The following is a 22,874-nucleotide window of genomic DNA, read 5'->3' as shown; positions in this document are numbered from 1 at the left end:
TAAAGGTATGCACGCGACCGATTTGCTCGACGTCATCTACACCGCCGGCGTCGTCTTCGACGGGTTGTCCACCAGCCGCCTCGCCACCGACCGTTACCTTCGCTCGGGCGATACGGACGGGGTGCGTGGCCGCGGTGATCTGGCATTGCTGCAGGACCTGGAGGCGGCGGCGGAGTCCGTCATCGCTACCGCAGGTGAGCCAATCACCGCCGACTACCTCGGGCGCATCAATGCCCAGCTCACCCGCAGCGCCGCGCTCAACCCCGGCAAGCTGCGCCGGGCGGAACAGGGCATCGGCGTGCGCACCGCCCACGGCCCGCACGAACCCGCGGCGGTCACGGCTGAAGAACTCGACGCGCTCATTCAACAGCAGCTCATGCTTGACGACGCCCTCCGGTCCGCCGCACATCTCTTCGTCGAAGTCGCTCGAGCCCAGCCCTTCGAAGACGGCAACAAACGCACCGCGATCTTCGCCGCGAACAGCTACTTAATAGGCCAAGGGACAGGTGTGCAGATGGCGGTGCCGCACGACGACGCGGACCCGTCGGTGAGCCGCGAGTTTCACGACCTTCTCGCTCGGGCCTATGTCTTCGGCGAGACAGGACCGGTAGTGGAAGCCCTGGTCCGGCACAACTCGCGCCAATAGGGAATACTTAATCCCCATGACGAGTAGGAACCAGGCAGAAGTTACCCAAACCGTGATCCTCCCGCAGTCGCGGGACGCGCTGTTTATCACCCTCGGCTTTAAAGAGGGCGGCGAGGAGGCGGCGCTGGAGGTGCTCTCGAGCTTGTCCAGCCTCACCAACGGCGTGGGTTTTCGCTACCCGGAGGCGCACCTGACCGCGGTGGCCGGCGTCGGCGCGAAGATGTGGGACCGCCTCTTCGCGCTGGACAAGCCGGAACACCTGCACGAGTTCGTGGAGCTTCAGGGCGCGAAACACCACGCGCCGTCCACCCCGGGTGATCTGTTCTTCCACATCCGGTCCGACGAGTTCGACGTCGCCTTCGAGCTGGCGCGCCGCATCAACGCGATCGTTGAAGACCACATCGACTACTACGACGAGGTCCACGCGTTCCAGTACCAGGATTTCCGCGACCCGCTCGGTTTCGTCGACGGCACGGAAAGCCCCCGCGGCCAGGAGGGCGTCGAGGTGGCGATCATCCGCGACGGCATCTGGAAGGGCGGCAGCTACATCGTCGAGCAGAAGTACGTGCACAACTTGAAGGACTGGAACACGCTGCCGGTGGAGGAGCAGGAGCGGGTCATCGGCCGCACGAAGCACTCCGACATCGAGCTGGATGAGAAGGCCCCGAACAGCCACGTGGCCGTCAACCAGGTCGAGGACGAGGACGGCAACGGCCTGGAGATTGTGCGCAACAACCTCTCGTTCGGCGACGCGCTGGGCAAGCAGGGCACCTTCTTTATGAGCTACGCGCGCGACCCCCGCGTCACCGAAGTGATGCTGCGCCGCATGTTCATCGGCGAGCCGGAGGGTAACTACGACCGCATCCTCGACTTCTCCGAGGCGCTGACCGGATGCAACTTCTTCGCTCCGCCGCGCGTGTTCCTGGACCACTGCGCCGACTACGCGCACCCGCACCTGCGCGGTGAGGGCGGCGAGGAGCCAAACCAGCCCGCGATCAACCTGCCGCAGGGCAAGGCCGTATTTCCGGACCGCGCGGACGTGCCCACCTCCCACAACGCCGAGGACGTCGAGGCGGCGAAGGCGCGTTTCGAGGGCGCGTTACGCAGGGAGCAGTAGCTTTACGACGAGCCCGCCCCCGGCCCGCGCCGCCAACTCAACCGAGCCGCCGTGGGCCTTCGCTATCGCCGTGACCAGGGCCAACCCTAGCCCGTGGCCGGAACTCGAGGTGCGGCGGGCGCGGGCGAACGGTTCGGTCCAGGTGGCCACCTCCGCCGGGTCGAGTGGGGCGCCGCCGGATTCCACGGTGATTTCGGCGCCAGCATCGACGTGCTGGAGCGTGATTGTCCCGCCCTCGCCGTATGCGTCGGCGTTGCGAGCGAGATTGTCCACGGCCTGGCGGATCAGGGTGGGGGAGGCGTCGACGGTGAGCGGCGTTGCATCTACGGGCATGCCGTGGGCGGCGCCGACCTCCCGGCACACGGCGGCCAGATCCACGGCTGCGCGGTCGCGGACCTGCACGTTAGCCAGCTGCAGCAGCGAGGACACGGTCGCGGCGTTGCGGGCGTTGACCTCGCGGATCCGGCCCAGCGCCGGGCGCAGGTCGGCGTCGTCGCCGGAAAGCGCCACGTCGGCGACGGTCTGGATGGTCGCGATTGGGGTCTTCAGCTCGTGGGAGGCGTTGGCGGCGAAGCGGCGCTGGCGCTCGACGGCGTCGGCGAGCTCGTCGAGCATGGCGTTGAGCGCCTCGGCCAGTTCACCGACCTCGTCGCGGGGGCCGTCGTAGTCGATGCGGGCGGAAAGGTCGCCGCGGGTGACGGTGCGGGCGTCGTCGGCGATCGAGCGCAGCGGGGTGATCACGAGCCCCGCTACGAACCAGCCCACCACGCCCGCAAGCGCGGTGAGCAGCGCGAGCGCCCCGAGCGAGGCCAAGAGGATGCGGCGCAGGATCTCGTCGGTCACGGGCACGGCGCCGTCGATGACCACGCCGTCGTCGGCGCCCGGAAACGACGCCATCACCGGCACCGGGGTGAGCTTCAAGTAGGCATAAACCAGACCGATCAGCGCGCATCCGACGCCGAGGACGGTGGCCACGAACATCACCGTGATGCGGGCGCGCAGGCTCAGCCTCATCGCTCGGCCTCCGCCACGTAGTACCCGGCGCCGGTGACGGTGTGCACGATGCGCGGCTCGCCAAGCTTCTTGCGCAGGTGCGACACGGTCACGCGCGGGGAGTTGGTGAACGGGTCGGCGTTTTCGTCCCAGGCCTCCGCCAGCAGGTCCTCGGCGGAGATCACCCCGCCGTCCGCCTCCATGAGCACCTTGAGTACCGCGAACTCTTTCGGGCTCAGGCTCACCGGCGTCTCGCCGCGGGTCACCTCGCGGCGGAAGGTGTCCAGGCGCACGTCCCCGCACCGGTACACCTCGCCGCGCGACGGCGCGTTGCGTTTGGCCAGGGCTTTCACCCGCGCGACCAGCTCGGGCAGCTCGAACGGCTTGGCCAAGTAGTCGTCGGCGCCGAGGTCGAAACCCTCCAGGCGGTCGTCCAAGGTCCCGCTGGCCGTCAGCATGATCACCCGCGTGGCTGGCTGCGTCTCCACGATGCGGCGGCACACCACGTCGCCGTGCACCCCGGGCAGGTCCCGGTCCAATACGACGACGTCGGGCGGCAGCTCGTCGATAAGCTTCAGCGCCTCGAACCCGTCGTAGGCGACGCGGGTTTGCAAGCCGGCGCGCGACAGGCCGGTGGCGATGGCGTCGGCGAGGAAGGCCTCGTCGTCCACGATGAGCACCCGAATTGTCATGGTTGCGATCGTATGCGCCGCGATGTTGCGGAGACATAAACATCCGGGTTAACGCGGGCGCAACACCGGGGTTTCTAGCTTGAATCCCCATGCAGACCAGAATCGTTGGAATCGACGCGGCCCGGGCCGTGGCGCTCGTCGCGATGATCGTCGCGCACCTCACCGTGCACGACGGGCTTACAGCGCAGGTGCTCTTCGGCTTCCCCGCGGGGCTCTTCGCGTTCCTCGCCGGGGTGTCCATGGGGCTCATGCGGGCCCGGCCGGCGCAGTTCGTGGTGCGCGGGGCGTGCCTCGTGGTGCTGCACTTCGCGCTGGTGCCGTTTTCCGGGACCATCGAGGTGGTCCTGGGCACGATCGGGGTCTGCATGATCGTGCTTGCGTGGGCGCCGAGGCTGGATTCGCCGTGGCTTGTGTGGCTCGCCTGTGCTGGAGCTTTGGGATCGGCGGCGCTTGCGCCGTCGGTCTCGCCGTACCCGCCGCTGATGTGGGCCGTGCTCATGGTCGTCGGGATCCTGTTCGCGCGCCACATGCCGCTGCGCGCCGGGGCGGTCGTCGGGTGCGCGCTGTTCGCGGCCGATGTTGCACTGCGTTGGTGGGTGCCGCTGCCCCCGCTTCTCGACGCCACCGGCCACACCGGTGGGCTTGCCGACGTGGTGGGGACCGCCGGGGCGTCGATAGGCATTTGTTCCCTGTGCTGCCTTGCGGGGCGATGGCTGGGGTGGCTCGCGCCGCTGGGGCGGATGACGCTGACGCTGTACTGCCTGCACGTGCTGAGCGCGCAGTGGGCCGGGGTGTGGGCGAGTGTGATCGGCGCCGCAGTGATCGCGTACGGCTGGCTCGCCGTGTTCCGGCGCGGGCCGATGGAAAGTATTGTTCGCCGCCTTACGGCGGTGGTTGGAAAGGAAAATAATGAAAAAGTTGGCGTTTAGTGTTGCAGTTGGTGTCGCTTTGGCGGCGCAGCCGGCGTGGGCGATGGAATCCGAGCAGTTTGCCGGCGACGCGGCTGAGGCACAGCCGGTGGTCTCGGTGCGCGTGGACGACTCCGACCCCGACGACGGCGTGTGCACCGGCACCGCCATCGACCCGCACTGGGTGATCACCGCCCGCCACTGCGTCGAGGCGGCCGCGAAGCCGGGCGGCTCGGTGCGCACCGGCCAGGGCGAGAACCAGAAGGTGTTCAAAGTGGACCGCCACGAGGTCGCGCCCCGCGGCGATATCGCGCTTTTGCACACTGCCGAAGACATGGGGCTTTCCACCTACGCAACGGTTGCGGACACGGTGCCGAGCGGGGAAGTGAACATCTACGGCTGGTCCTCCGACGGCTCGGGCGGCTCGACCAAGCTGCCCGCCGCGGAGGCGACGGTGCGCGGGGAATCGCCGCTCGCGCTTTTCGACGCCCCGACCGCCCTCGACGTCGCATTGAACGGCGGGGCGCGGATCCAGCCGGGCGACTCCGGCGGCGCCATCTTCGCCGACGGCAAGGTCGCCGGCGTGATGTCGGCCGGGCTGTTCGAGGACCCGGACAACCCCACCGAAGAGGAGATGACCTCGAACGCCGCGGTGGCGGTGGCGCCGGTGGCGGAGCAGGCCGAGTGGATCCGCGGCGTGGTCGCGGGCTCTTCGGGGGAGACTGGGGCTACTGGGACTTCTGGGGGCGAGTCCTCCGAGCCCGCCGCCTCCCTGCGTTACGTGGTGCTCGGCCTCGGCGCATTGGCTCTGGTGGCGGCCGGGTTCTTCATGGCCACCCGCCGCAAGCAAGAGAGCTAGCGCTTAGCGATCGGCCCCAGCACCCCATCCACCGCAAACGGGAACAGAAGCGCCATCAGGTTGGCTAGTCCGAAGGCGCCGGCGATAGCTACCGGGATGACCCAGCCGAGGTCGCCGGTGCTCGAGCCGTTCTCAGCAGCGGGGGCGGGCTCGTTCGGCTCAGCCTGCCCCGCGGCGGGCGCGACCTCGACGGGTACGATCACCTCGGTGCCGGCGTCGGTGGTGATGCGCAGCTCCTGGGTGCCAGACATTCCCGCCGGGACGGTCAGCTTCACGGTGGCGGTGCCGAACTCGTTGGGGGTCAAATCGGCGTTGTTGGGGGAGATGGTGGCGGAACCGGAGGCGTCGCCAAGCGATGCGGTGGCGGTGGTGGCGCGCTCGCCCTTGTCGAAGAGGAGGGAGCTGAGCTCGATGGTTGCCTCCTTGCCTGCGGTGAGCGGGGCGGGGATGTGGACGCCCACGTTGGACTGGCCGGTGCGCTGCTGCTGGCCTCCGCTGAGCGCCTCGACCAGCGCGTTGAGGTCCACGTAACCGAGGTTCGCGGGCTCGGTGCCCTTGGTGAAGGCCTTGAAATTGTCGCCGCCGGCGAGGAGGAAGGTCGAGCCAGCCACCACGTAGGTTTTCTCCGGGTCGATCGGGGCGCCGTTGACGGTGACCGAGGTGATCTTCGAGCCGACCGGCGCGGCCGGGTCGTAGGTGTAGGAGACGTTGTCGGAGATGCCCAGCGGGAACATCGGGCGGTCCGGGTCGTCGCGCCACTGCTCCTCCAGCGCGGCCACCACGTCCGAGCCCTTCAGCTCGACGTAGGTGTTCTCGCCGCCGAACGGCTGGACGGAAAAGGCCTGCTCGTAGGTGACGTCGCCGGCCTCGATCTCGGCGCGGACGCCGCCCGCGTTCATCACGCCGATGTCGGCGGTGACGGAGGAGTTGTTGCTCACGCCCTGCCTGGTGGCCTCTGCGATGTAGTTGTTGAGCTGGGACTCCTTGTCGCCCGCCCTGTACAGGTGCGCGTCCGCGCGGCCGATGACCTTCTTGCCCTCGGTGCCGGCCTTGTCCAGGGCGTCCTTGATCACGGCGTCGATTTCGGGCTGCGGGGTGTCGCAGGCGCGGATCGTGTCGGCGTCGAGAAGCTCGGCGTTTTTCACGGTCAGCTTCTTGGCGGCGCGGTCGAAGCTCAGGTCCACGTTGGCGAGGTTGGTGCCGTAGGAGCCGGCCTGGATTAGCAGCGGCTTCTCGCCGGCGGGCTCGATGGACTGGTGGGAGTGGCCGAGGAACGCCACGTCGACGGCGTCCGAGAACTCGTCGGCCTTGATGCCGCCCTCGTGTACGAGCGCGATGACCACGTCGGCCTCGCCGCTATCCTTTAGCTGCTCGGCGAGCTCGTTCGTGGTTGCGACCGGGTCGTTCCAGGTGATGCCCTCGATGGACTTCGGGTTGACCAGGTTTGGCATGTCGTCGGTGATGGTGCCCACGAAGGCGACCTTCGCGCCGTCGAGGTCCTTGATCACGTAGTCCTTCGTGTTCTTCACGGTCTCGGCGTTGGCGGCGAGGAAGTCGAAGTCGGAGGCAGCGGTGACGCGGTTTGAGAAGTCGTCGGCGCCCTCGTCGAGCTCGTGGTTGCCCAGCGCGGAGACCTGCAGGTTCATCAGGTTGAGGATCTCCAGGGTGGGGGCGTCGTCCAGCAGCTTCGATGCGAAGGGGGAGGCGCCGATGTTGTCGCCGGCGGAGGTGAAGACGTGGGTTTTGCCCTCGGCGGCCTTGTCCACGGCGCACTTGAGGTGGGCGGCGCCCGGGACGTACTTCGTTTCCTCCCAGTAGCCGTGGAAGTCGGTGACGTTGGAGATGGTGAACTCGGAGGTCTCGGCCGCCAGCGCCGCCGGGGCGAAGGGGGTGAAGGCGGCGGCGAGGGCGGCAGCGGTGGTCGCGGAGATCAGCTGGATGCGGAAGCGGGCGGACACGAGGGGCCTTTCTTTTGGTCGGATTGTGTGAGAGCAACCTTAGAAAGGGCGTTTTGCGGTGAGGTTTCGCTCAGGTTAACTCTGGGTAGCGAACGAGGAGGTCGTCGCCGACGACGGCGCCCTCGTTCAAGGTTGCATTGCTTATCGACGCCCCCTCCGCCGTCGTCCCCATAATGTGGCCCACCTCGTCCCCGTGGGCGATGAGGTGGTCGGCGATGATGCGGCGGTGGCAGCGCCACCACACCGCCTCGGAGCACATCACGGCGGTGGGGGTCTCGGCGGCGTGGTCGCGGAGTTCGGCGAGGGCGTCGGCGAATTCGTTTCCGAGGGCATGGTCGGCGTAGTTGTGGAAGCTGCGGTTGCGCCAGTTGCCGTTGACCTCGAAGGGGACGGTGTGTGAGACGTTGCGGCGGCCGGTGAGGCCTTCGCTGCGGCTGTAGGCGATGCCGTGGGTGGGCAGGTGCGCGGCGAGGTGGTCGTCGTTGAACCACGGATACTTGCGTGATCCGGGGAGTTTGCGCACGTCAACAATGGACTTCACCCCGGCGGCAGAGAGCATCGCGGTGAAGTCGTCGAAGTCGAGGTTGGAGTGGCCCACGGTGTAAATGCGCATGCCGACCACGCTACGCCCGGAGGCGTCACACACGCATCGGTGTCCAGGTGTCCTTCATCGGCGGGTGGCCGGGCGGGTAAAACGCGGGGTCGCGACCAGTGTGTTTGGCGCACTCGCACCTGCCTTTCGCGGCATAGATCCTGCTCACCGCCGAATGTTTCGCCGGGACCGATTGGTTGAATTGCAACGGGTCACCGGGGCGCCGTCGGAACCCTGACCTGCCCGTTTGCGGGTCGAAATCCATGTAGCCCTTGTTAAAGGAGCCGTCTCTGTGGTCGTTGTTGCACCTGTGGTGCTCGCGGCATAGCCCGGTGAGGTTTTCAATGTCGGTGTTTCCACCTTTGATCCACGCGAGAATGTGGTGGGCCTCGCACTCCGACATGGCCGCGGTGCAGCCGAGCCAGGAGCAGACCCCTTGCACCGCGAACATGGCGATGCGCTGGGCCACCGACGCCAGCCGGCTGGTGCGCCCCATCCACAGTGGCACGGAGCTGACCCCGTCGACCTGCAGCAGGAAGTCGGTTGTGCCGTCCATGCCTAGGCGCACGAGGTCGAAGCAGTCCACTTCGATGCCGGTGTTGGTGTCGAAGAGCATCGCGGCATCGCCGTCCGCGAGGTCGTCCAACGTCAGCGCAAGCACCACGGAGGCGGCACCGTCGTTCGACTTTTGACACTTCTCCTCGTACTGCTCAAAGATAGCGAAGAACTGATCGAATCGGCGCTGCTCCGGTGTGCGCGAATCCGCCTCGCCCTGCAGTTCCTCCGGCAGGTTCGAGTTCGGCGCCAGCCCCTTGTCCATCTGCGCTTTCATCAGCGCCGCGTGGCCGGCGGTGGCGTTGATGTGGATGTCGACCATGCCGTCTGCCTTGCGACGGCCAAAGGTGACACTCCTCTTTTCAAACCCAGCGTTCGGGTTGGAGTGGGGCGCGTGCTTCCGGTTCGCCGCGTTCACCGCCTTGCGCACGAACAAGCGCAGGTCTTCGGGGCTGCGGTGCAGGGCCTCCTCCATGGCCTCAGCGTGGATGCGGGTGCGCTCGCAGGCCGCGGCCTTGAGCAGCTTGTCCAGCTCGCGGCGAATAATGTCCTGCTTTTCCGCGCTGACCTTCGACGAGTTCTCGCGCGCTTTCTTCTGGCGGGCGCGCGCTTCCTCGGCCGCAGCCTCCGCTGCGGCTTCGGCCTCGGCGTCTTCACCGGTCATGTCGAACAGGTCCTCCACGTCCTCGGGCGGGGGAGGGGTGGGCTCCGGCGGTGCGCCGTACAGCAACCGGCCACGCTCGAGGCGGTTGTAGGCCTCACCCTTGGACAGGTCCAGGCACTGCTGCAGATACGCGTTCGGGTAGTTGGCGCCGACGACACGACCGGCATCGTCCCGGTCGGCGATGAAAGCGAATGCTGCGTCGATAGATGCCTTCTTCTTAAACTGCTCCTCCAAGCGCTCTATGTCGTGCCGGACGTCTTCGAATTCGAGGGTGGAGGGGTCCTCGAACAGCGTGCTGAGCGTGCGCAGCGCTGAAGCAATCTCGTTGACGCATCGGGTGATCTCGCTGGTCATGGCCCCTCCTCCCCGTCAAGAACGCGGTTGTCTGAAAGTGATGAACTCAATCTAACAACGCGCCCGACACGGCCATTCGAAAATAGAACACCCGTTCGAGGGGGGTTAATTTAGCACTTCAATGCCCACTTCGGCGTTGTCGTTGAGCATGAGCTGGCTGCCGAAGGGCAGGCTCATGTCGGATGAGTACGAGAAGTGGCTAGGTGGAACCCGCAGCCGCACCCGCTTTCCTACGTATTCGTCCCAGCCGTTGGTGTGATCTGAGGTTCCGAAATCCCAGTGCTGCACAGACCCGAGGCGGGCGAAGGGACTTTCCTGCGCCACCTGGCTTCCGGCCTTAGTCGCCGTGATGTTGGCAGGGGAGTCGAAGACCAGCACGTAGTACACGTTGTCCGGGTCTTCGTTGGCCGGAGCAGGGCGGCCCTTCCGGGCCTGTTCGGTCGACCACGCCTCCACGTTGCCGGTGACGAGCAGGTCACCGTTCGAGTCGACGACTACCGGCGCGTCTTCCGCAGGGCTATCGGCAGGTGCATCTTCTTCGGCTGGTGCTTCGGGCGCGGCCTCAGATGCCTCGACTGGTGCCGAATCCTCGCCAGACTCCACAACCGCGCCCGAATCCGGATCCACCCACTGCGTGGACGTGACCACCACGGTCTCGGGCTCGCCACCCCCAGCGCAACCCGAAACCACACCGACAGAACCGACTACAACAAGCGCGAGCGCGCGACGAAAACGCATGCACCCACTCTAACCGGCGCGCACAGGAACTCGCGGCTATTTCCCAAGCTCTTTGCGGCGCTCGGCGGCGAGTTTCAGCCGCTCGGCGCGATCAGCACGCTCCTTCTCCAGCAGTTCCTCGAGGACCTTGTATTCCTCGTGGGAGATGTCGAAGATGGCGTACCAAGCGACCGCGAGTATGCCCATCACCGGCCACACCACCCAGGCGTAGTCCAGATCCAGCCCAATCTGCAGCACAAAATAGACCGCCAGGCCGCCGATGAGGGTGGTGTAGATCGCGGTGTCCATCTTCCGCTTCGCTGCGAGTTTCTCATCCAGCTCGATCTCGGACGGCGTCCGCTTCTCCAATGCCGCGGGTTCGGCCGGGAGGTCGTCGAAAAGCACCGAAAGCTCCCCGCGCGTGCGCGCAACGGCGGCTTGACCTGTGCGTTCCTCAAACTCGCCCACATCCAGGTAGCCGTCTGCGAATAGCGTGCCCAGCCGGTCCAGCGCGTCCGAACGCTCGGCGTCGCCCACGCGGATTTCGTCCATCATCGCTCCCAACTTGCGCTTGCCCCTGCGGCAAGCTGTTCAATCGCATTCATGACAGATGGTATCGAGTACACGATCGGCGAGGCCGCCGAGGCTCTCGGGGTTTCCACCAAGGCGCTGCGCCACTGGGAGGCGCTCGGCCTCATCGCACCCGCGCGCACGTGGGCCGACCACCGCGTTTACAGCGAGGCGGACCTCGAGCGCGGTGCGGCCATCGCCCTCTACCGCGGCGTCGGCGTGCCGCTTGCGCAGATCGCGCAGCTTCTCGACGCCTCCGGAGCCACCCTCACCCGCGCCCTCAAGCACCACCAAGAAGCACTCGCTTCTCGACGGCGCACGCTCGACGCCCAACTCACATCTGTCCAGCACCTCATTGACAACGCAACGAAAGGATCCATCGACATGGACGCAATGAAGAAGTACCTCGGCGAGGATATGCCCGCCTACCAGGAAGAAGCCGAGCAGCGCTGGGGAGATACCCCGGAGTGGGCGCAGTCCCAAGAAAAGCTCTCGCAGATGGGCGAAGGCGACTTCAAACGCCTGCAGGAAGAACAGGACGCGCTCGCCACGGACTTGGTCAAAGCCCGCGACGCAGGCGTGGAACCCGGCTCCGAGGAAGCCGAAGCCCTGGTGGAGCGCCACCGCGCAAGCATCGCCCAGTGGTACGACGTCACCCCGGCGCGCCAGCTCATCCTCGCGCGCATGTACGTTGGCGACGCGCGCTTCCACGAAGCCTACGGCGGCGCGCAGGACTACCTGCTCGAGCTGGTCACCGCCCACGCGGCGGCCGAAGGCGTGGACGTGGACAACCCGCAGTGGGGCTAACCACGCCCCACTTGTCCTCCCTACACGGGGCAGACCACGGGCACACCGGCGTCGTCTAGGACGCGGGCGCGGAAGCCGTACACGTCTTCGAGCAGGTCGGGAGTGAGCACCGCATGGGGTGTGTCTTGGCCGACGAGGCGGCCGGCCTTGAGCACGAGCAGCTCGTCGCAGTAGCGGGCGGCGAGGTTCAGGTCGTGGATGGCCACCAGCGCTACCCGGTTGGTCCCGCGGACTTCGTGGCAGATGAGCTGGAGCAGTTCGACTTGGTGGCGTAGGTCGAGGGCGGACGTGGGTTCGTCGAGAAGCATGACGCTCGGCTCGCGCACCAGCATCTGTGCGACGGCGACGAGCTGGCGCTGACCACCCGACATGTCCGAGACCAGCCGGTCGGACAGATGCGTGATACCCAAACGGTGCATGACATCGGCGGTGCGCTCCAGCGGGTCCCACCCGTCGACGCCGCGGCGGCGGGCGGAGACCATGACCGATTCGAACGCGGTCAGCGTGGCGCTGCTCAACAGGTCCTGCGGCACGTAGCCGATTGCCTCCACGCGGTCCCTGCCGGTGAGCTCCGCGCCGCCCTTGCTGATGGTCACCGACCCCGCCGTCGGCTTTTTAATCCCGGCGATGGCTTTTACCAGCGTCGACTTGCCGGCGGCATTGGGGCCGATCAGGCCGACGACCGTCCCGCCCTCGAGCGGGCCGAACGACAACGAGTGCACGATGGTGGACCGTCCGTAGGAAACGGAGAGGTTCTGCGCGCTAACAGTCATGGTTTTAGGCCCCCTTCCGGCGGGTACGGGTGAAGATGAGGAACACGAAAAACGGCACGCCGACCAGCGAGGTGATGATGCCGATCGGGATGGCCAGGCCGGGGATGATAGACAGCGACACGGCATAGGCCAAGCTCAGCAGCATCGCGCCCGCGGCGGCCGCGGCGGGGAGGAAAAACTTCTGGTCTTCGCCCACGAGCATGCGCGCCACGTGGGGCCCGACGAGCCCGATGAACCCGATGATGCCGGTAAACGCCACAGACGCGGCCGCCAAAAACGATGCGACGAGCAGGGTGGCAAGGCGCAGGCGTTTGACGTCGATGCCGAGGGCGGCGGCGCGGTCGTCGCCAAGCCGCAGCGCGGTCAGGCGCCACGCGTTGGCCACGCAGAACGGGATCGCCGCAGCGAGGACAACAGCGAGGATGATGTTCGCTGTCCAGTTTGCGCGCTGCATCGACCCCAGGGTCCAGAAGACGATCTGCTGTAGCGCCTCAACGTTGGCGCCGTACTGCAGCAGCGACAGCAAGGCCTGGAAGAAGAAGGACAGGGCGATGCCGAGCAGAATCATCGACTCGGCCGTGGCGCCGCGCCACACTGAAGCGCCCGCCACAATCGCCACGGCGATCAGCGCCGCCAGCGCGGCGGTGGCGGCGAGGTTGAACTGCGGGTTGGCCACCAGCGACCAGCCCATCACGATGGACAGCGCGGCGCCGAACGCCGCTGCGGCCGAGATACCGAGGGTGAACGGCTCCGCCAGCGGGTTGTCCAAAATCGTCTGCATCTGCCCGCCCGCAAGCCCCAGCGCGGCACCGCACAGCACCGCCATTACCGCGGCCGGCAAGCGCAGCGTGCGAATCACCACCAGGGTCTGCTCGTCCACCCGCTCTGGGTGGAACACCGCGTTAAATACTTCGGCCGCGGCGATGTCGATCGGGCCGACCACAACGGCGAACAGGAAGCTCACCACTACCGCGACCAGCAGGCCGGCAATGGCGAAGGACTTCTTCCGCCCGCGCTTGAGGTAACTGTCAATCGCGGTCCGGCGGGTGTCCTCGGCCACGTCGGGTTTTGCGGGCACGTGCGTGGTCATGCCCTACATCGCCTCCGGGTGTGCGGGGTCGACGAAGAACACGCCGCTGTACTCGAACGGCAGCCACTCCTTGTGGAAGTCCTTGAAGTCCTGCGCCGGGTCCAGGTCCGCGAACTCGTCCGGGTGCAGCCACTTCGCAAACGCCTCGAGGGCGAACACGTTGAAGGGATTGTCGTAGAACTGGTGGTAGATGGCGAAGTAGTTGCCTTCCTTTGGTGCGTCGAGAAGCTCCATGCCCGGCTGCTGCAGCGGGCCTTCGCACGTTTCGAGCACAAGGTCGGGGTTGGACTGGTAGCCCAGCTCGACGTGGCGGAAGGTGTCCGCCTTGTTCGGGTCGCGCGCCCACTCGCCGCCGGTGACGATGAGCTTGTCCGGATTGAGCTCGACCAGCTTCTCCGGGGTGAGGGTCTTCGTCTCCGGGCCGAGCACCTCGGGGCCCAAGTTGTGCCCGCCCGCGGCGGTGATCAGCGTGCCCAGGTGCACATCCCCGGCGACGGCGCAGCAATCGCTGAACCCGGCGGCTGTCCACAGCAGCACATCCGGCTTATCGACGATCTTCGCCGCCCGGTCAGTGATCTCCTTGACCTTGGCCTGGTAGAACTCGTTGTACTTCTGCGCACGCTCGCTCTGGCCGAGCAGGTCGCCCAGCAGCTGCATGGACACCGTGGTGTTTTCCAGCGGCTTCTGGCGGAAATCAATGAACGCGTAGGTGATGCCGGCCGCGTCCAAGTCTGAGATGAAGCCGCTTTCTTCCACGGACTTCTTCTGGTCCAGCGTCATGATCACCACGTCCGGCTTTTGCGCCAGCAGGTTCTCCACGGTGACGTCGCCCTTTTGGATCATGCCGATCTCCGGCATGTCCTTCGCTTCTGGCTGCATCTCGAAGAGCTTCTCGCGGAACGCCCCGGCCGCCTTTTCCAAGTCCTGGCCGTAGGCAACAACATTGTCCAGCGGATTGTCCTGCAGCAGGGCAGTGGCGAAAGCTGCGCGGCCCTCCGCCAGCACGATGCGCTCCGGAAGTTCGTCGAACTGAAGCGTGCGGCCGGCGGCGTCGGTGACGGTGACCGCGCCCTCAGCAGATCGGGTCTGAGTTGTGGCAGCGGTGCCGCCCGCCTCTGTGCTGACTCCGGTGCTGACCTCAGTGCCGGTTTCGTTGCCGGCAGTGGGGGTTGTTTCGGTGCCCGAGCAAGCGACCAGGCCGCAGACGGTCGCGAGTGAGACGGCGAGGGTGCCGATCCGGTGTGAACGTTTCACCACGTTTCCCTTCGTTAAGTGATGTTAGCATAAGCTAAGTTGCAGGAACTATAGTGACACTAAGGTAAGCCTAAGCTTATTGTCAACTGTCGCGAGGGAAGCGGGGCGCGGACTTAGGCGCTCTTACCCTTCTGCCCGCCGCCACGCTTGTCCAGCGACGCTTTCAGCGCGGCCATCAGGTCCACCACGTTGTCATCGTCCTCGGAACCGTCATCTGAACCCTCCGCGCCGAACGTCGCCTCGGTGTCTAGGGTCTCGCCCTCTTCGAATTTCGCGTCGATGAGTTTGCGCAGCTCCGCCTGGTAGTCGTCTTCGAACTCTTCGGGCGTGAAGTCGGAGGCGTAGCTCTCCACGAGCTGCTTGGACAGCTTCAGCTCCTTCTCGCCGATTTTCGCGCGCGACTTGGTGCCTTTAAATTCGTCGTCGAAGTCGAGCTCGCGTACCTCGTCGGCCCACATCAGCCCCTGCAGCACGATCACCTTGTTCACCACCCGCAGCACGCCCAACCTGGTCTTTTTCCGCAGGGCAAAGCGCACCACGGCGATCAAATCCGAATTCAGCAAGGTCTGCCGCAGCAACAAATATGACTTCGGTGTCTTGCCCTCGGGCGCCAGGTAGTAGGACTTCTCCAGCATCAACGGATCGATCTGGTCCGCGGGCATAAACTGCACAACTTCAATCTCGTCGTTGTCGGCTTCGGGCAGGGAGTCGAAGTTCTCGTCGGTGAGCACGACCGTGTCCCCGTCTTCCTCAAACGCTTTGTCGATGTGCTTGTACTCCACCTTTTCTCCGCAGACCTCGCAGCGCCGTTCGTAGCGGATGCGCCCGCCGTCTTTGTCGTGGACTTGGTGGAATGACAAATCGTGGTCCTCGGTCGCCCCGTACGCCTTGACGGGGACGTTGACAAGGCCGAATGTGACGGAACCGGTCCAAACTGCGCGCATGCGCCTTACTCTACGCACGCCTCTACAGTGGGGCCATGGGCAATGACCAGAAGGTCCGCGTCGGCGGCCGCGAGCTCACCGTGAGCAACCTCGGAAAAGTGCTGTACCCGGCTACCGGCACTACAAAGGCCGATGTCATGCGCTACTACCAGGCGGTCGCCGACGTGCTCATCCCGCAGGCGAGGCGGCGGCCGGTGACCAGGAAGAGGTGGCCCGAAGGCGTCGATAAGCAAAGCTTCTTTCGCAAAGACCTCGAGGATTCCGCGCCCGCGTGGATACCCACCGGCACCATCCAACACACCACGAGCGTCAACGCGTATCCGCTTATCGACGGCTCCGCCACCCTCGCGTGGCTTTCCCAAGTCGCGGCACTCGAGCTGCACACTCTGCAATGGCGATTCGGCGCGGACGGGAAACCGAACAACCCGGACCGGCTGGTGCTGGACCTCGACCCGGGCCCCGGCGTTGAATTGCACGACACCGCAGAAATCGCGCTGGAGTGCCGCGAGATCCTCGAAGACATGGGGCTGACCTGCGTGCCGGTGACCTCTGGGTCCAAAGGCATTCACCTGTACGCGGGCCTGGACGGCACCAGCGACGCAGAGGCAGTGACCGAGGTGGCCAAGACCCTCGCGCAGCACCTGCAGCGCGCGCACCCGGACCGCATCACCGCCGCCATGGCGAAGGCGGAGCGCAAGGGGCGGGTGTTCATCGACTGGAGCCAGAACAACGGAAAGAAAACCACCATTAGCCCGTACTCGCTGCGCGGGCGCGAGCGCCCCACGGTGGCGGCGCCGCGCACGTGGGAGGAGATCGCGGACCCGGCGTTGCGGCAGCTGGAGTTTGAGGAGGTCATCGCGCGCGTCGAAGACGGCCTCGACCCCATTGCGGTCCTCGGCGCGCCGGGGGAGGATCGGCTGGCCACCTACCGCTCCATGCGCGACAAGGACAAGACCGGCGAGCCCGTGCCCGACGCCGCCCCGGCCCCGCGCGCGGGCGAGCCGATCTTCGTCATCGGCGAGCACGACGCCTCCCATCTGCACTGGGATTTCCGCCTCGAGCACGAGGGGGTGCTCGTGTCCTGGGCCGTGCCGAAAGGCCCGCCGCTAGAAACCGACGTCAACCGCCTCGCTGTGCAGACCGAGGACCACCCGATCGAGTACGCCGAGTTCGAGGGCACTATCCCGAAGGGCCAGTACGGTGCGGGCACGGTGAAAATCTGGGACATCGGCACCTGCGAGATTGAAAAGTGGCGGGACCGGGAAATCATCGCCATCCTCCACGGCCGCGACGGCGGCGGTTTGGGCGGCATCCCGCGCCGCTTCGCGCTCATCCGCACCGACGAGAAGAATTGGCTGCTCAAGCTCACACGCAGCCAACCCAGCGCCGCGCCCAGTGCAACACCGCTGGCGCCGATGCTGCCTACCGCAGCCACTCGCGGCGAGATCGCCCTCGAGCAGCAAGACGGCGCCGAGTTCGCTTACGAGATGAAGTGGGACGGCTACCGCATCCTCGCCGACGTCGGCGACACGGTCCGGCTGCGCAGCCGCAGCGGCAAGGACTACACGAACCTCTTTCCCCACACGGACGAGCTCGCACAATTGCTTGGCGACGGCGGCTGCGTCGACGGCGAACTCGTCGCCCTCGACGCAGACGGCAGGCCAGACTTCTCCGCCCTGCACCGCGCCGACCAACACGGCGCTCACGACACAGAGGCAAACCTGCGCTACATTGTCTTCGACCTGCTGCGCCTGGGCGGGCGCGACCTCACCGCCGAGCCCTGGCGCACCCGCCGCGAGCTGCTCGAGCAATTCACCGAGACCGAGCGCGTGGTCATTCCGCCCGCGTACACCGGCTCCTTCGACACCGCATGGCGCACCGCCGAGGAGCTCGGTCTAGAGGGCGTGGTGGCCAAACGCACCGACGCCGCCTACGCGCCGGGGGAGCGCTCGCGGGCGTGGCTGAAGGTCAAGCGCGCCTTGCACCAGGAGGTGGTGGTCGTCGGTGTGCGCACCGGCAAGCGCGGCATCGCCTCGCTGTTGGTCGCGGTGCCGGACGGCGCTGGCGAGCTGCGCTACGCGGGACGGGTGGGCACCGGTTTTCCAACGCCCAGCTCGCCGAGATCGGCCGCAAGCTGCGCCGCGTCGAGCGTAAGACCCCACCTATTGACATCCCCGCCTCCGACGCGAGCGACGCCTGGTGGGTGACCCCGAAGTTCGTCGCCGAGGTGCAGCTTGCCGGCGCCACCGCGGACAAAAAAGTGCGCCAGGCATCCTGGAGGGGCTGGCGCGAGGACAAGGACCCCAGCGAGGTTCGCTGGGAGGTCTGAGCGGAATTACTCCTGCTCGTTGGTGGTGTCGTCCACCGTCTCCTCTGCGGTCTCGCCGTAGCCGAGCGCGGAGCCGGTGTCTTGGGCGAACTGGTCCTCATCGTGATCGACCGGCTTGTTCGGGCTGCCTTTGGTGGTGTAGCCGGGCTTTGCGGGATCGTTTTGCATTGTTGTTCCTTTCGTTCGCGTGAGCGCCCCATGGTACGCGCGATAAGCGGGTACCCTCGGCCCAATGTCGCCCGAGAACATTCTGCTGCGCCTACCCGAGGCGGAGGAGCAGGCTGTCCGCGCGATCTACACCGAGCTCGCCGAGCGCGGTTTCCCGCGGCAGCACCAGCGCCCGCACATCTCTGTCACCTTTGCGCCCACCATGCACCGCCACGCCATCGCCGCGGCGAGCGACCTTTTGCCGCGGGTGTTGCCTGCAGCTTTACGACGCTCCGGCATCGCCATCTTCGGCACCAAGTCCAAGCAGACCGTGGCTTGGCTGCTTGAGGCACCGGAGGATCTTGGGCGCGCAGCCCGAGCCGTCAGCGCCGCCAACCCGGAGGGCCGCGGGGAGCGCTGGATCCCGCACCTGACCATGGGGCTGCGCCTGCCCAAGGGCATCGTGCCGGACTACATCGCCGCGCTGCAGGAGGTCACCTCGCCTCACTTCAAGGAGCTCACTGCGCAGCGGGCCGCGTTCTACCAGCCGAGTTTGGGCACCGAATTCGAGTTCTAGGGGGCTAATCGTGGAGGGGCGAAGTGCCGTCGATAGGCAACTGTGCGCCTGCCAGCGGCGCATCGGATGCGGCGACGACGACGTTGCCGTAGCCCCGTCCCGTCAACATCGCGGCGGTGTGAGCGAAAACCTGCTGCAGCCCGGCGAGGGTGGCGCGCGTGCGTGGCAGGCCGGCCACATCGCCGATATTGGCCACGAACAACCCGCCCGGCGATAGCGCCCGGTGCGCCGCCCGGTAGAACTCCACCGTGGTCAGCGGTCGGGGAGTGTCGGGGCCTGCGAAAGCGTCGCGCACAATAACGTCTACCGAGCCCGGCGCGAGCGCGTGGGTGAACGCGCGGGCTTCCGCCACCGCGATTTCCACCGGCGGGTCGAAGGCGTTGCGCACCAGGCGGGCCAACCCCCGGTCCAGCTCGACGGCGATGTTGCGGCTGTCCCACCGGTGCTGCACGTAGCTCGGAAGCGCGCAGCCAGCCGCGCCCAAGTGCACCGCAGTAAACGGCTGTGGCAGGTCAGCGACCTCAATGAAGTCCGCGATCCACCGCATGTAGTCGTACTCCAGCACCTCCGGCGCGCCGGGCACGACGTACGACGACGGCACCCGGTTGACTTCCAGCACATAGGCGCCGTCGCGCTCAGGGTCCGCGACGATTGTGGCCGTGCCGGTGTCAATGGGGTACGTGCCCTCGATGCGCTTCTTCCGAGCGCGGGGCTTGCGGGTGCGCTCTGCCATGGGACCATACATACCTGTTGTGTGGCTGGTATCGCATGTGATTTTGATGATTGTGGGGCGTTTCGTTGATACGCTTGCGCCATGATTTACCTGTCGCAGGACTATATCGCGGGGTTAGAGAAGTGGCAGACCTCGCGTATCGAGGTTGACTTCGCCTCGCTGCCCCGCGACCCCAACGTGTTGTTCGCCGAGTGGTTCGAGTACGCCGTGGACGAGGGGCTTCGCGACGTCTCCGCCGTCTCCCTCGCCACTGTAGACGAGCGCGGGCTTCCCGAGGTGCGCATCGTCGATCTACTCCACCTGAATTCCGACGGGTTCCACTTCGGCACTGGGAAGCGAACCGCCACCGTGAAGCAGCTGGAGGTGTCCGGGGGCGCGGCGCTGAACTTCTGGTGGCAGCCGCTGCGCCGCTCCGTGCGCGTGAAGGGCACCGCGCATAGGAAGTTCGACGGCGAGAGGCTCAACATGTGGTGTATCGAGCCGGAGCACTTCGAGTTCTTCCAGCTCTGGGGCAACCGGGAGCACGCCGACAAGTTGATCTACCGCCGCGATGAGTTGGGGGATTGGGAACGCATCCCGCTGCCCGGCGGCGTGTAGTTAGTCGTTCCAGGATTTCGTCCGCGCGAAGAAGCAGGCGGCGACAGCGCCGGCCGCGATGACGGCGCATGGCAGCCAGATTGAGTTGCCCATCGCCAGCGCGAACGGCTCATGCAGCGCCTCTGGGAGCGGGCCTGTGGCTTGACCGGTGGCGGCGAAATCACCCGCGCCCGCCCCATCGCCAAGCTTTGCGGCGAGCTGCGACGACATCATGACCGCGATCGCCGCCGAGCCGATCACCGCGCCGATCTGGCGGGTGGTGTTGTACACGCTCGAGCCGGCGCCGGCCAGGCGCGGGTCCAGGTTGCGGGTGGCGATCATGGAAAGCGGGCCCCATATCAACGAGTTGGCCACGCCGTAGACCACGGCGACCGCGTACATCCAGCGGGGATCCACCGCCGGGGTGGTGATCAGCGCGGAGATACCCATGGACACCGCCGCCAGGGACAGGCCGGTGATCGCGAAGGGCTTCGGGTCGTGCGTGTTGGTGAGTTTGCCAATCCAGGGCGACAGCAGTCCGGAGACCACACCCGACGGCAGCACCAGCAGCGCCGCCTGGGTGGGGGTGAAGCCCTGCACCGTCTGCACGTAGATCATCCACGGAATGATGTAGGTGGAAACAGCGAATCCGACAGTGGAGATGGTGGCACCGGCCAGGGAGAAGTTACGGTCGTTGAACAGTGCCAACGGCACCAGCGCGCTGCCGCCCTGCCGCGACTGCCAGCGGAAAAACAGCGCCATCGTCGCCGCACCTGCGAGCACCAGCGCCCACACGCGCCAGTCCCAGTTGAAGTTCTCCGCCTCCTGGATGCCGAAGACAAGGCAGAACATGCTCACCGTGCTCAATGCAACGCCTACCCAGTCGAAGTGCCGGTTCGTCTTCTCCAGCCGCGGGACGTAGATCCACGCCAACACCAGGCCGAGCAGACCGATAGGCACGTTGACGAAGAAGATCCAGGGCCAACCGGAGGCGTCGACAAGCACACCGCCCAACAGCGGGCCCGTCACAGTGGCGAGGCCCGCAGTGGCGCCCCACACGCCCATCGCGCCGCCGCGCTCTTTCGGAGAGAACGTGCGGATCATCACCGACATCGTTTGCGGGGTGACCATCGCCCCACCGAGGCCCTGGAACGCGCGGGCCGTGATCAACGCGGCTGCGGACGACGCCAAACCACACGCCAGCGAGGACGCCGTGAACAGTGTTAGACCGATCAGGTAGATGTTGCGGGGGCCGAAACGGTCGCCGAGGCGGCCGGTGATCAACAGCGGCACCGCGTACGCCAAAAGGTACGCGGAGTTGACCCAAATCACCTCGTTGTACGAGGCGCCAAGCCCCTCCGAGATCGCGGGGATGGCCACCGAAACGATGGTGGAATCCACCAGGATCATGAAAAAGCCCAGCATCATCGACCACAAGGCCGGCCACGGTGAGCGAGTTGAGGTTTCCTGCACCGGGGAGATGATACTGGGCTTCGCTGGGCCTAATCGGAAGGCCTAGATCGGCAGCATCTGCTGGATCGGCTCCGGCAGCATGTCCCGATACAGCGGCAGCGTCACGGCACCGATGGCACCGACGCCAGCGAGCACACCGAGGATGATGCCGACGGTGCGCACCGTGCGCAGCGCGTCGCTGTCCTCGGAGGACATGAACAGCTCCGGCTTGTCCTTGACCAGGTTGTCCTCCGCCTCCATCTCCGCGGTGGCCCCAGAGCCCTGCTTGACCACTGTGACCTCCGGCTCTTCACGCACCGCGTCGGCGTCGATGCCGTAGACCTTGTCCAGCCCCTTCACGTTGAACTGGGTGGCGGTGTAGCGGCTGTTGTCGGAGGTGTTCCACTGGGAGATAACAATGTCCATGTTGTCCAGGTGAGAGCCCGGCACGATGTAGCCGCCGTAGGGCTGCGACCAGTTCAGCGGCGACTGGGGGTTACTCCAGGACCCGTTCCGCGCGATCTTGGCCACGCGCACATCGTCCCAGTTGCGTCCCAAGGTCTCGGAGATGCGCACCTCCACGCTCAGCGTGGCCTCGTTGAACATGACCAGGACCCAGTGCCCGTCGATGTAGCGCAGGCACATCTCGCCAGCCTGCACGTTGTCATTCAGGATCGGTTCCGCTTTGTCGGTAAAGTCGCCGATCTGGGCGCTGTATCCCTCCCAGTTGCCCGGTTTGTCAATGTCTTCCGGCGCAAAACGCCACAGGTACACCGGCGACTTCCGGCCGAACTTGGTGGAGGTGGCGTAGATGTAGCCGTCCGGGCCCTTGTCCCAGCTGAGCAGCTGCGTCATACCCCGCAAGTGCGTGCCGGGGGTGGAGCTGATTTCTTCCCAGGTTGTGCCGCCGTTGTCGGACTTCCACACGTTGGAGGAGACCACGTCGCCGAAGGGGGCGTGGAAGGTGCCGTGCAGGTACAGGGTGCCGTCGATGTTGATCACGTCGGAGGGGATCAAGGTGCTGTCGTTGATGCGGTGGTACGAGATCATGTCGCTGACCTCGGAGGTGTTGTCGATGGGGCGGAGGATCTTGATAAATCCGTCTTCGTCCATGGTGGCCACCACGCCGACTGGGCTCATCCATCCTTGGCCGAAGTTGCCGCGGAAGGAGTCGCCGAAAATCATGGCGAATTCGTCGTTGCCCATCGGCGCCATCGCGCCGAGGTCGCCGGTGCGGAACCCGGTGTGGGCGGAGTATCTGCCCAGCACGTCGTCCATGATTTGAATGGTGGTGCCGTTGGGTAGGCGCAGCGGCTTCGACGCGGTCTTCTTCGGCGGCTCGACGGGCACCCACGGTTTCTTCTCGCGTTTCTTCGCGGGGGTGCCGGAGGAGGAAGAGAGGCTGGACAGGCTCGACTCCGCGTGGGCCTTTGGTGCGGCCACAGGGGACAGTACGAGGGCGCTAGCCACACCAGCGCTGAGAAGGATCTTCGGGGTTGTCTTGGTGCGCATGAGGCTCGCCTTTTCTACAGGTGTTGGTTAGACATTTTAGAACCAGAGAGCACTC

Annotated in this window: 24 protein-coding genes; 9 read left to right on the top strand and 15 right to left on the bottom strand. The window is 66.1% G+C overall.

Annotation, left to right across the window (positions count from 1 at the left end):
• Positions 1 to 7: 7 nt before the first annotated feature.
• Both QP996_RS03485 and QP996_RS03480 read left to right on the top strand, forming a co-directional pair.
• Positions 8 to 646 carry a Fic family protein gene (locus QP996_RS03485; RefSeq protein WP_284871242.1) on the top strand — a complete coding sequence of 213 codons (639 nt, stop codon included), beginning with the start codon at positions 8 to 10 and terminating at the stop codon, positions 644 to 646.
• 16 nt (positions 647 to 662) lie between these two features.
• Positions 663 to 1,763, top strand: a complete 1,101-nt coding sequence (locus QP996_RS03480) for a Dyp-type peroxidase (protein ID WP_284871240.1) — start codon at positions 663 to 665, stop codon at positions 1,761 to 1,763.
• Here QP996_RS03480 and QP996_RS03475 read toward each other — a convergent pair.
• On the bottom strand, positions 1,746 to 2,777 hold the full coding sequence (locus QP996_RS03475) for a sensor histidine kinase (RefSeq protein ID WP_284871237.1): 1,032 nt from the start codon (positions 2,775 to 2,777) through the stop codon (positions 1,746 to 1,748). The genes QP996_RS03480 and QP996_RS03475 overlap by 18 nt on opposite strands.
• Positions 2,774 to 3,448, bottom strand: a complete 675-nt coding sequence (locus QP996_RS03470; RefSeq protein ID WP_284871235.1) for a response regulator transcription factor — start codon at positions 3,446 to 3,448, stop codon at positions 2,774 to 2,776. Before QP996_RS03470 ends, QP996_RS03475 begins: the two co-directional genes overlap by 4 nt.
• 89 nt (positions 3,449 to 3,537) lie before the next feature.
• Between QP996_RS03470 and QP996_RS03465 the strand changes: the two genes are divergently transcribed.
• Complete coding sequence (locus tag QP996_RS03465) at positions 3,538 to 4,377, top strand: DUF418 domain-containing protein (RefSeq protein WP_284871233.1); 840 nt, start codon at positions 3,538 to 3,540, stop codon at positions 4,375 to 4,377.
• Positions 4,358 to 5,215 carry a trypsin-like serine protease gene (locus QP996_RS03460; protein WP_284871231.1) on the top strand — a complete coding sequence of 286 codons (858 nt, stop codon included), beginning with the start codon at positions 4,358 to 4,360 and terminating at the stop codon, positions 5,213 to 5,215. Before QP996_RS03465 ends, QP996_RS03460 begins: the two co-directional genes overlap by 20 nt.
• Here the strand turns inward: QP996_RS03460 and QP996_RS03455 are convergent.
• The 5 genes from QP996_RS03455 to QP996_RS03435 all read right to left on the bottom strand — a co-directional run bounded on the left by QP996_RS03455 (position 5,212) and on the right by QP996_RS03435 (position 10,610).
• Positions 5,212 to 7,173 carry a bifunctional metallophosphatase/5'-nucleotidase gene (locus QP996_RS03455; protein ID WP_284871230.1) on the bottom strand — a complete coding sequence of 654 codons (1,962 nt, stop codon included), beginning with the start codon at positions 7,171 to 7,173 and terminating at the stop codon, positions 5,212 to 5,214. The genes QP996_RS03460 and QP996_RS03455 overlap by 4 nt on opposite strands.
• 70 nt (positions 7,174 to 7,243) lie before the next feature.
• Positions 7,244 to 7,786: a DUF488 domain-containing protein gene (locus QP996_RS03450; protein WP_284871229.1), complete on the bottom strand. Its 543-nt coding sequence runs from the start codon at positions 7,784 to 7,786 to the stop codon at positions 7,244 to 7,246.
• Positions 7,787 to 7,811: 25 nt separating this feature from the next.
• Entirely contained in the window at positions 7,812 to 9,338 is a 1,527-nt protein-coding gene (locus tag QP996_RS03445; protein WP_284871228.1) for an HNH endonuclease signature motif containing protein, read from the bottom strand.
• A gap of 105 nt (positions 9,339 to 9,443) precedes the next feature.
• A complete protein-coding gene (locus QP996_RS03440; RefSeq protein ID WP_239355555.1) occupies positions 9,444 to 10,076 on the bottom strand; it encodes a hypothetical protein in 633 nt (210 codons plus the stop codon).
• 36 nt (positions 10,077 to 10,112) lie between these two features.
• Positions 10,113 to 10,610 carry a DUF1707 SHOCT-like domain-containing protein gene (locus QP996_RS03435; RefSeq protein ID WP_284871227.1) on the bottom strand — a complete coding sequence of 166 codons (498 nt, stop codon included), beginning with the start codon at positions 10,608 to 10,610 and terminating at the stop codon, positions 10,113 to 10,115.
• A 48-nt stretch (positions 10,611 to 10,658) separates the two neighbouring features.
• Here QP996_RS03435 and QP996_RS03430 point away from each other — a divergent pair, with 48 nt between their 5' ends.
• Complete coding sequence (locus QP996_RS03430) at positions 10,659 to 11,432, top strand: MerR family transcriptional regulator (RefSeq protein WP_284871225.1); 774 nt, start codon at positions 10,659 to 10,661, stop codon at positions 11,430 to 11,432.
• 20 nt (positions 11,433 to 11,452) lie between these two features.
• Here the strand turns inward: QP996_RS03430 and QP996_RS03425 are convergent, their stop codons facing one another.
• The 4 genes from QP996_RS03425 to ku all read right to left on the bottom strand — a co-directional run bounded on the left by QP996_RS03425 (position 11,453) and on the right by ku (position 15,493).
• Entirely contained in the window at positions 11,453 to 12,205 is a 753-nt protein-coding gene (locus QP996_RS03425; RefSeq protein WP_284871224.1) for an ABC transporter ATP-binding protein, read from the bottom strand.
• A gap of 4 nt (positions 12,206 to 12,209) precedes the next feature.
• Positions 12,210 to 13,295, bottom strand: coding sequence for a FecCD family ABC transporter permease (locus tag QP996_RS03420; RefSeq protein WP_284871223.1), 1,086 nt, complete (start codon positions 13,293 to 13,295; stop codon positions 12,210 to 12,212).
• A 3-nt stretch (positions 13,296 to 13,298) separates the two neighbouring features.
• Entirely contained in the window at positions 13,299 to 14,549 is a 1,251-nt protein-coding gene (locus QP996_RS03415) for an ABC transporter substrate-binding protein (RefSeq protein WP_284871222.1), read from the bottom strand.
• Between the two features lie 113 nt (positions 14,550 to 14,662).
• Positions 14,663 to 15,493, bottom strand: coding sequence for a non-homologous end joining protein Ku (gene ku / locus QP996_RS03410; RefSeq protein ID WP_284871221.1), 831 nt, complete (start codon positions 15,491 to 15,493; stop codon positions 14,663 to 14,665).
• A gap of 35 nt (positions 15,494 to 15,528) precedes the next feature.
• Here ku and ligD point away from each other — a divergent pair, with 35 nt between their 5' ends.
• Both ligD and QP996_RS11850 read left to right on the top strand, forming a co-directional pair.
• Complete coding sequence (ligD, locus tag QP996_RS03405) at positions 15,529 to 17,700, top strand: non-homologous end-joining DNA ligase (protein WP_350309503.1); 2,172 nt, start codon at positions 15,529 to 15,531, stop codon at positions 17,698 to 17,700.
• Positions 17,616 to 17,822: an ATP dependent DNA ligase gene (locus QP996_RS11850; protein ID WP_350309506.1), complete on the top strand. Its 207-nt coding sequence runs from the start codon at positions 17,616 to 17,618 to the stop codon at positions 17,820 to 17,822. Before ligD ends, QP996_RS11850 begins: the two co-directional genes overlap by 85 nt.
• A gap of 6 nt (positions 17,823 to 17,828) precedes the next feature.
• Here QP996_RS11850 and QP996_RS03400 read toward each other — a convergent pair whose 3' ends face one another.
• A complete protein-coding gene (locus QP996_RS03400) occupies positions 17,829 to 17,990 on the bottom strand; it encodes a hypothetical protein (protein WP_284871220.1) in 162 nt (53 codons plus the stop codon).
• 64 nt (positions 17,991 to 18,054) lie between these two features.
• Here QP996_RS03400 and QP996_RS03395 point away from each other — a divergent pair, with 64 nt between their 5' ends.
• Positions 18,055 to 18,546: a 2'-5' RNA ligase gene (locus QP996_RS03395; protein WP_284871219.1), complete on the top strand. Its 492-nt coding sequence runs from the start codon at positions 18,055 to 18,057 to the stop codon at positions 18,544 to 18,546.
• Positions 18,547 to 18,550: 4 nt separating this feature from the next.
• Here the strand turns inward: QP996_RS03395 and QP996_RS03390 are convergent, their stop codons facing one another.
• On the bottom strand, positions 18,551 to 19,279 hold the full coding sequence (locus QP996_RS03390; protein ID WP_284871218.1) for a spermidine synthase: 729 nt from the start codon (positions 19,277 to 19,279) through the stop codon (positions 18,551 to 18,553).
• An 81-nt stretch (positions 19,280 to 19,360) separates the two neighbouring features.
• Between QP996_RS03390 and QP996_RS03385 the strand changes: the two genes are divergently transcribed.
• Entirely contained in the window at positions 19,361 to 19,876 is a 516-nt protein-coding gene (locus QP996_RS03385; protein ID WP_284871217.1) for a pyridoxamine 5'-phosphate oxidase family protein, read from the top strand.
• Here QP996_RS03385 and QP996_RS03380 read toward each other — a convergent pair whose 3' ends face one another.
• Together QP996_RS03380 and QP996_RS03375 are read right to left on the bottom strand one after the other, a co-directional pair.
• Positions 19,877 to 21,328, bottom strand: a complete 1,452-nt coding sequence (locus QP996_RS03380; protein WP_350309502.1) for a DHA2 family efflux MFS transporter permease subunit — start codon at positions 21,326 to 21,328, stop codon at positions 19,877 to 19,879. It lies immediately after the preceding gene.
• 42 nt (positions 21,329 to 21,370) lie between these two features.
• Positions 21,371 to 22,819: a DUF4185 domain-containing protein gene (locus tag QP996_RS03375; RefSeq protein WP_284871216.1), complete on the bottom strand. Its 1,449-nt coding sequence runs from the start codon at positions 22,817 to 22,819 to the stop codon at positions 21,371 to 21,373.
• Positions 22,820 to 22,874: the final 55 nt, after the last annotated feature.

Source organism: Corynebacterium sp. MSK008, assembly GCF_030232585.1.
GTDB lineage: Bacteria > Actinomycetota > Actinomycetes > Mycobacteriales > Mycobacteriaceae > Corynebacterium.
This window is presented reverse-complemented; position numbering and strand designations above follow the sequence as displayed.

Excerpts from the sequence above, each read along its gene's own strand:
- QP996_RS03485 (WP_284871242.1), top strand. The coding sequence starts at position 8 with ATGCACGCGACCGATTTGCTCGACGTCATCTACACCGCCGGCGTCGTC.
- QP996_RS03480 (WP_284871240.1), top strand. The coding sequence starts at position 663 with ATGACGAGTAGGAACCAGGCAGAAGTTACCCAAACCGTGATCCTCCCG.
- QP996_RS03475 (WP_284871237.1), bottom strand. The coding sequence starts at position 2,777 with ATGAGGCTGAGCCTGCGCGCCCGCATCACGGTGATGTTCGTGGCCACC.
- QP996_RS03470 (WP_284871235.1), bottom strand. The coding sequence starts at position 3,448 with ATGACAATTCGGGTGCTCATCGTGGACGACGAGGCCTTCCTCGCCGAC.
- QP996_RS03465 (WP_284871233.1), top strand. The coding sequence starts at position 3,538 with ATGCAGACCAGAATCGTTGGAATCGACGCGGCCCGGGCCGTGGCGCTC.
- QP996_RS03460 (WP_284871231.1), top strand. The coding sequence starts at position 4,358 with ATGAAAAAGTTGGCGTTTAGTGTTGCAGTTGGTGTCGCTTTGGCGGCG.
- QP996_RS03450 (WP_284871229.1), bottom strand. The coding sequence starts at position 7,786 with ATGCGCATTTACACCGTGGGCCACTCCAACCTCGACTTCGACGACTTC.
- QP996_RS03445 (WP_284871228.1), bottom strand. The coding sequence starts at position 9,338 with ATGACCAGCGAGATCACCCGATGCGTCAACGAGATTGCTTCAGCGCTG.
- QP996_RS03440 (WP_239355555.1), bottom strand. The coding sequence starts at position 10,076 with ATGCGTTTTCGTCGCGCGCTCGCGCTTGTTGTAGTCGGTTCTGTCGGT.
- QP996_RS03435 (WP_284871227.1), bottom strand. The coding sequence starts at position 10,610 with ATGATGGACGAAATCCGCGTGGGCGACGCCGAGCGTTCGGACGCGCTG.
- QP996_RS03430 (WP_284871225.1), top strand. The coding sequence starts at position 10,659 with ATGACAGATGGTATCGAGTACACGATCGGCGAGGCCGCCGAGGCTCTC.
- QP996_RS03425 (WP_284871224.1), bottom strand. The coding sequence starts at position 12,205 with ATGACTGTTAGCGCGCAGAACCTCTCCGTTTCCTACGGACGGTCCACC.
- QP996_RS03420 (WP_284871223.1), bottom strand. The coding sequence starts at position 13,295 with ATGACCACGCACGTGCCCGCAAAACCCGACGTGGCCGAGGACACCCGC.
- ku (WP_284871221.1), bottom strand. The coding sequence starts at position 15,493 with ATGCGCGCAGTTTGGACCGGTTCCGTCACATTCGGCCTTGTCAACGTC.
- ligD (WP_350309503.1), top strand. The coding sequence starts at position 15,529 with ATGGGCAATGACCAGAAGGTCCGCGTCGGCGGCCGCGAGCTCACCGTG.
- QP996_RS03400 (WP_284871220.1), bottom strand. The coding sequence starts at position 17,990 with ATGCAAAACGATCCCGCAAAGCCCGGCTACACCACCAAAGGCAGCCCG.
- QP996_RS03395 (WP_284871219.1), top strand. The coding sequence starts at position 18,055 with ATGTCGCCCGAGAACATTCTGCTGCGCCTACCCGAGGCGGAGGAGCAG.
- QP996_RS03390 (WP_284871218.1), bottom strand. The coding sequence starts at position 19,279 with ATGGCAGAGCGCACCCGCAAGCCCCGCGCTCGGAAGAAGCGCATCGAG.
- QP996_RS03385 (WP_284871217.1), top strand. The coding sequence starts at position 19,361 with ATGATTTACCTGTCGCAGGACTATATCGCGGGGTTAGAGAAGTGGCAG.
- QP996_RS03375 (WP_284871216.1), bottom strand. The coding sequence starts at position 22,819 with ATGCGCACCAAGACAACCCCGAAGATCCTTCTCAGCGCTGGTGTGGCT.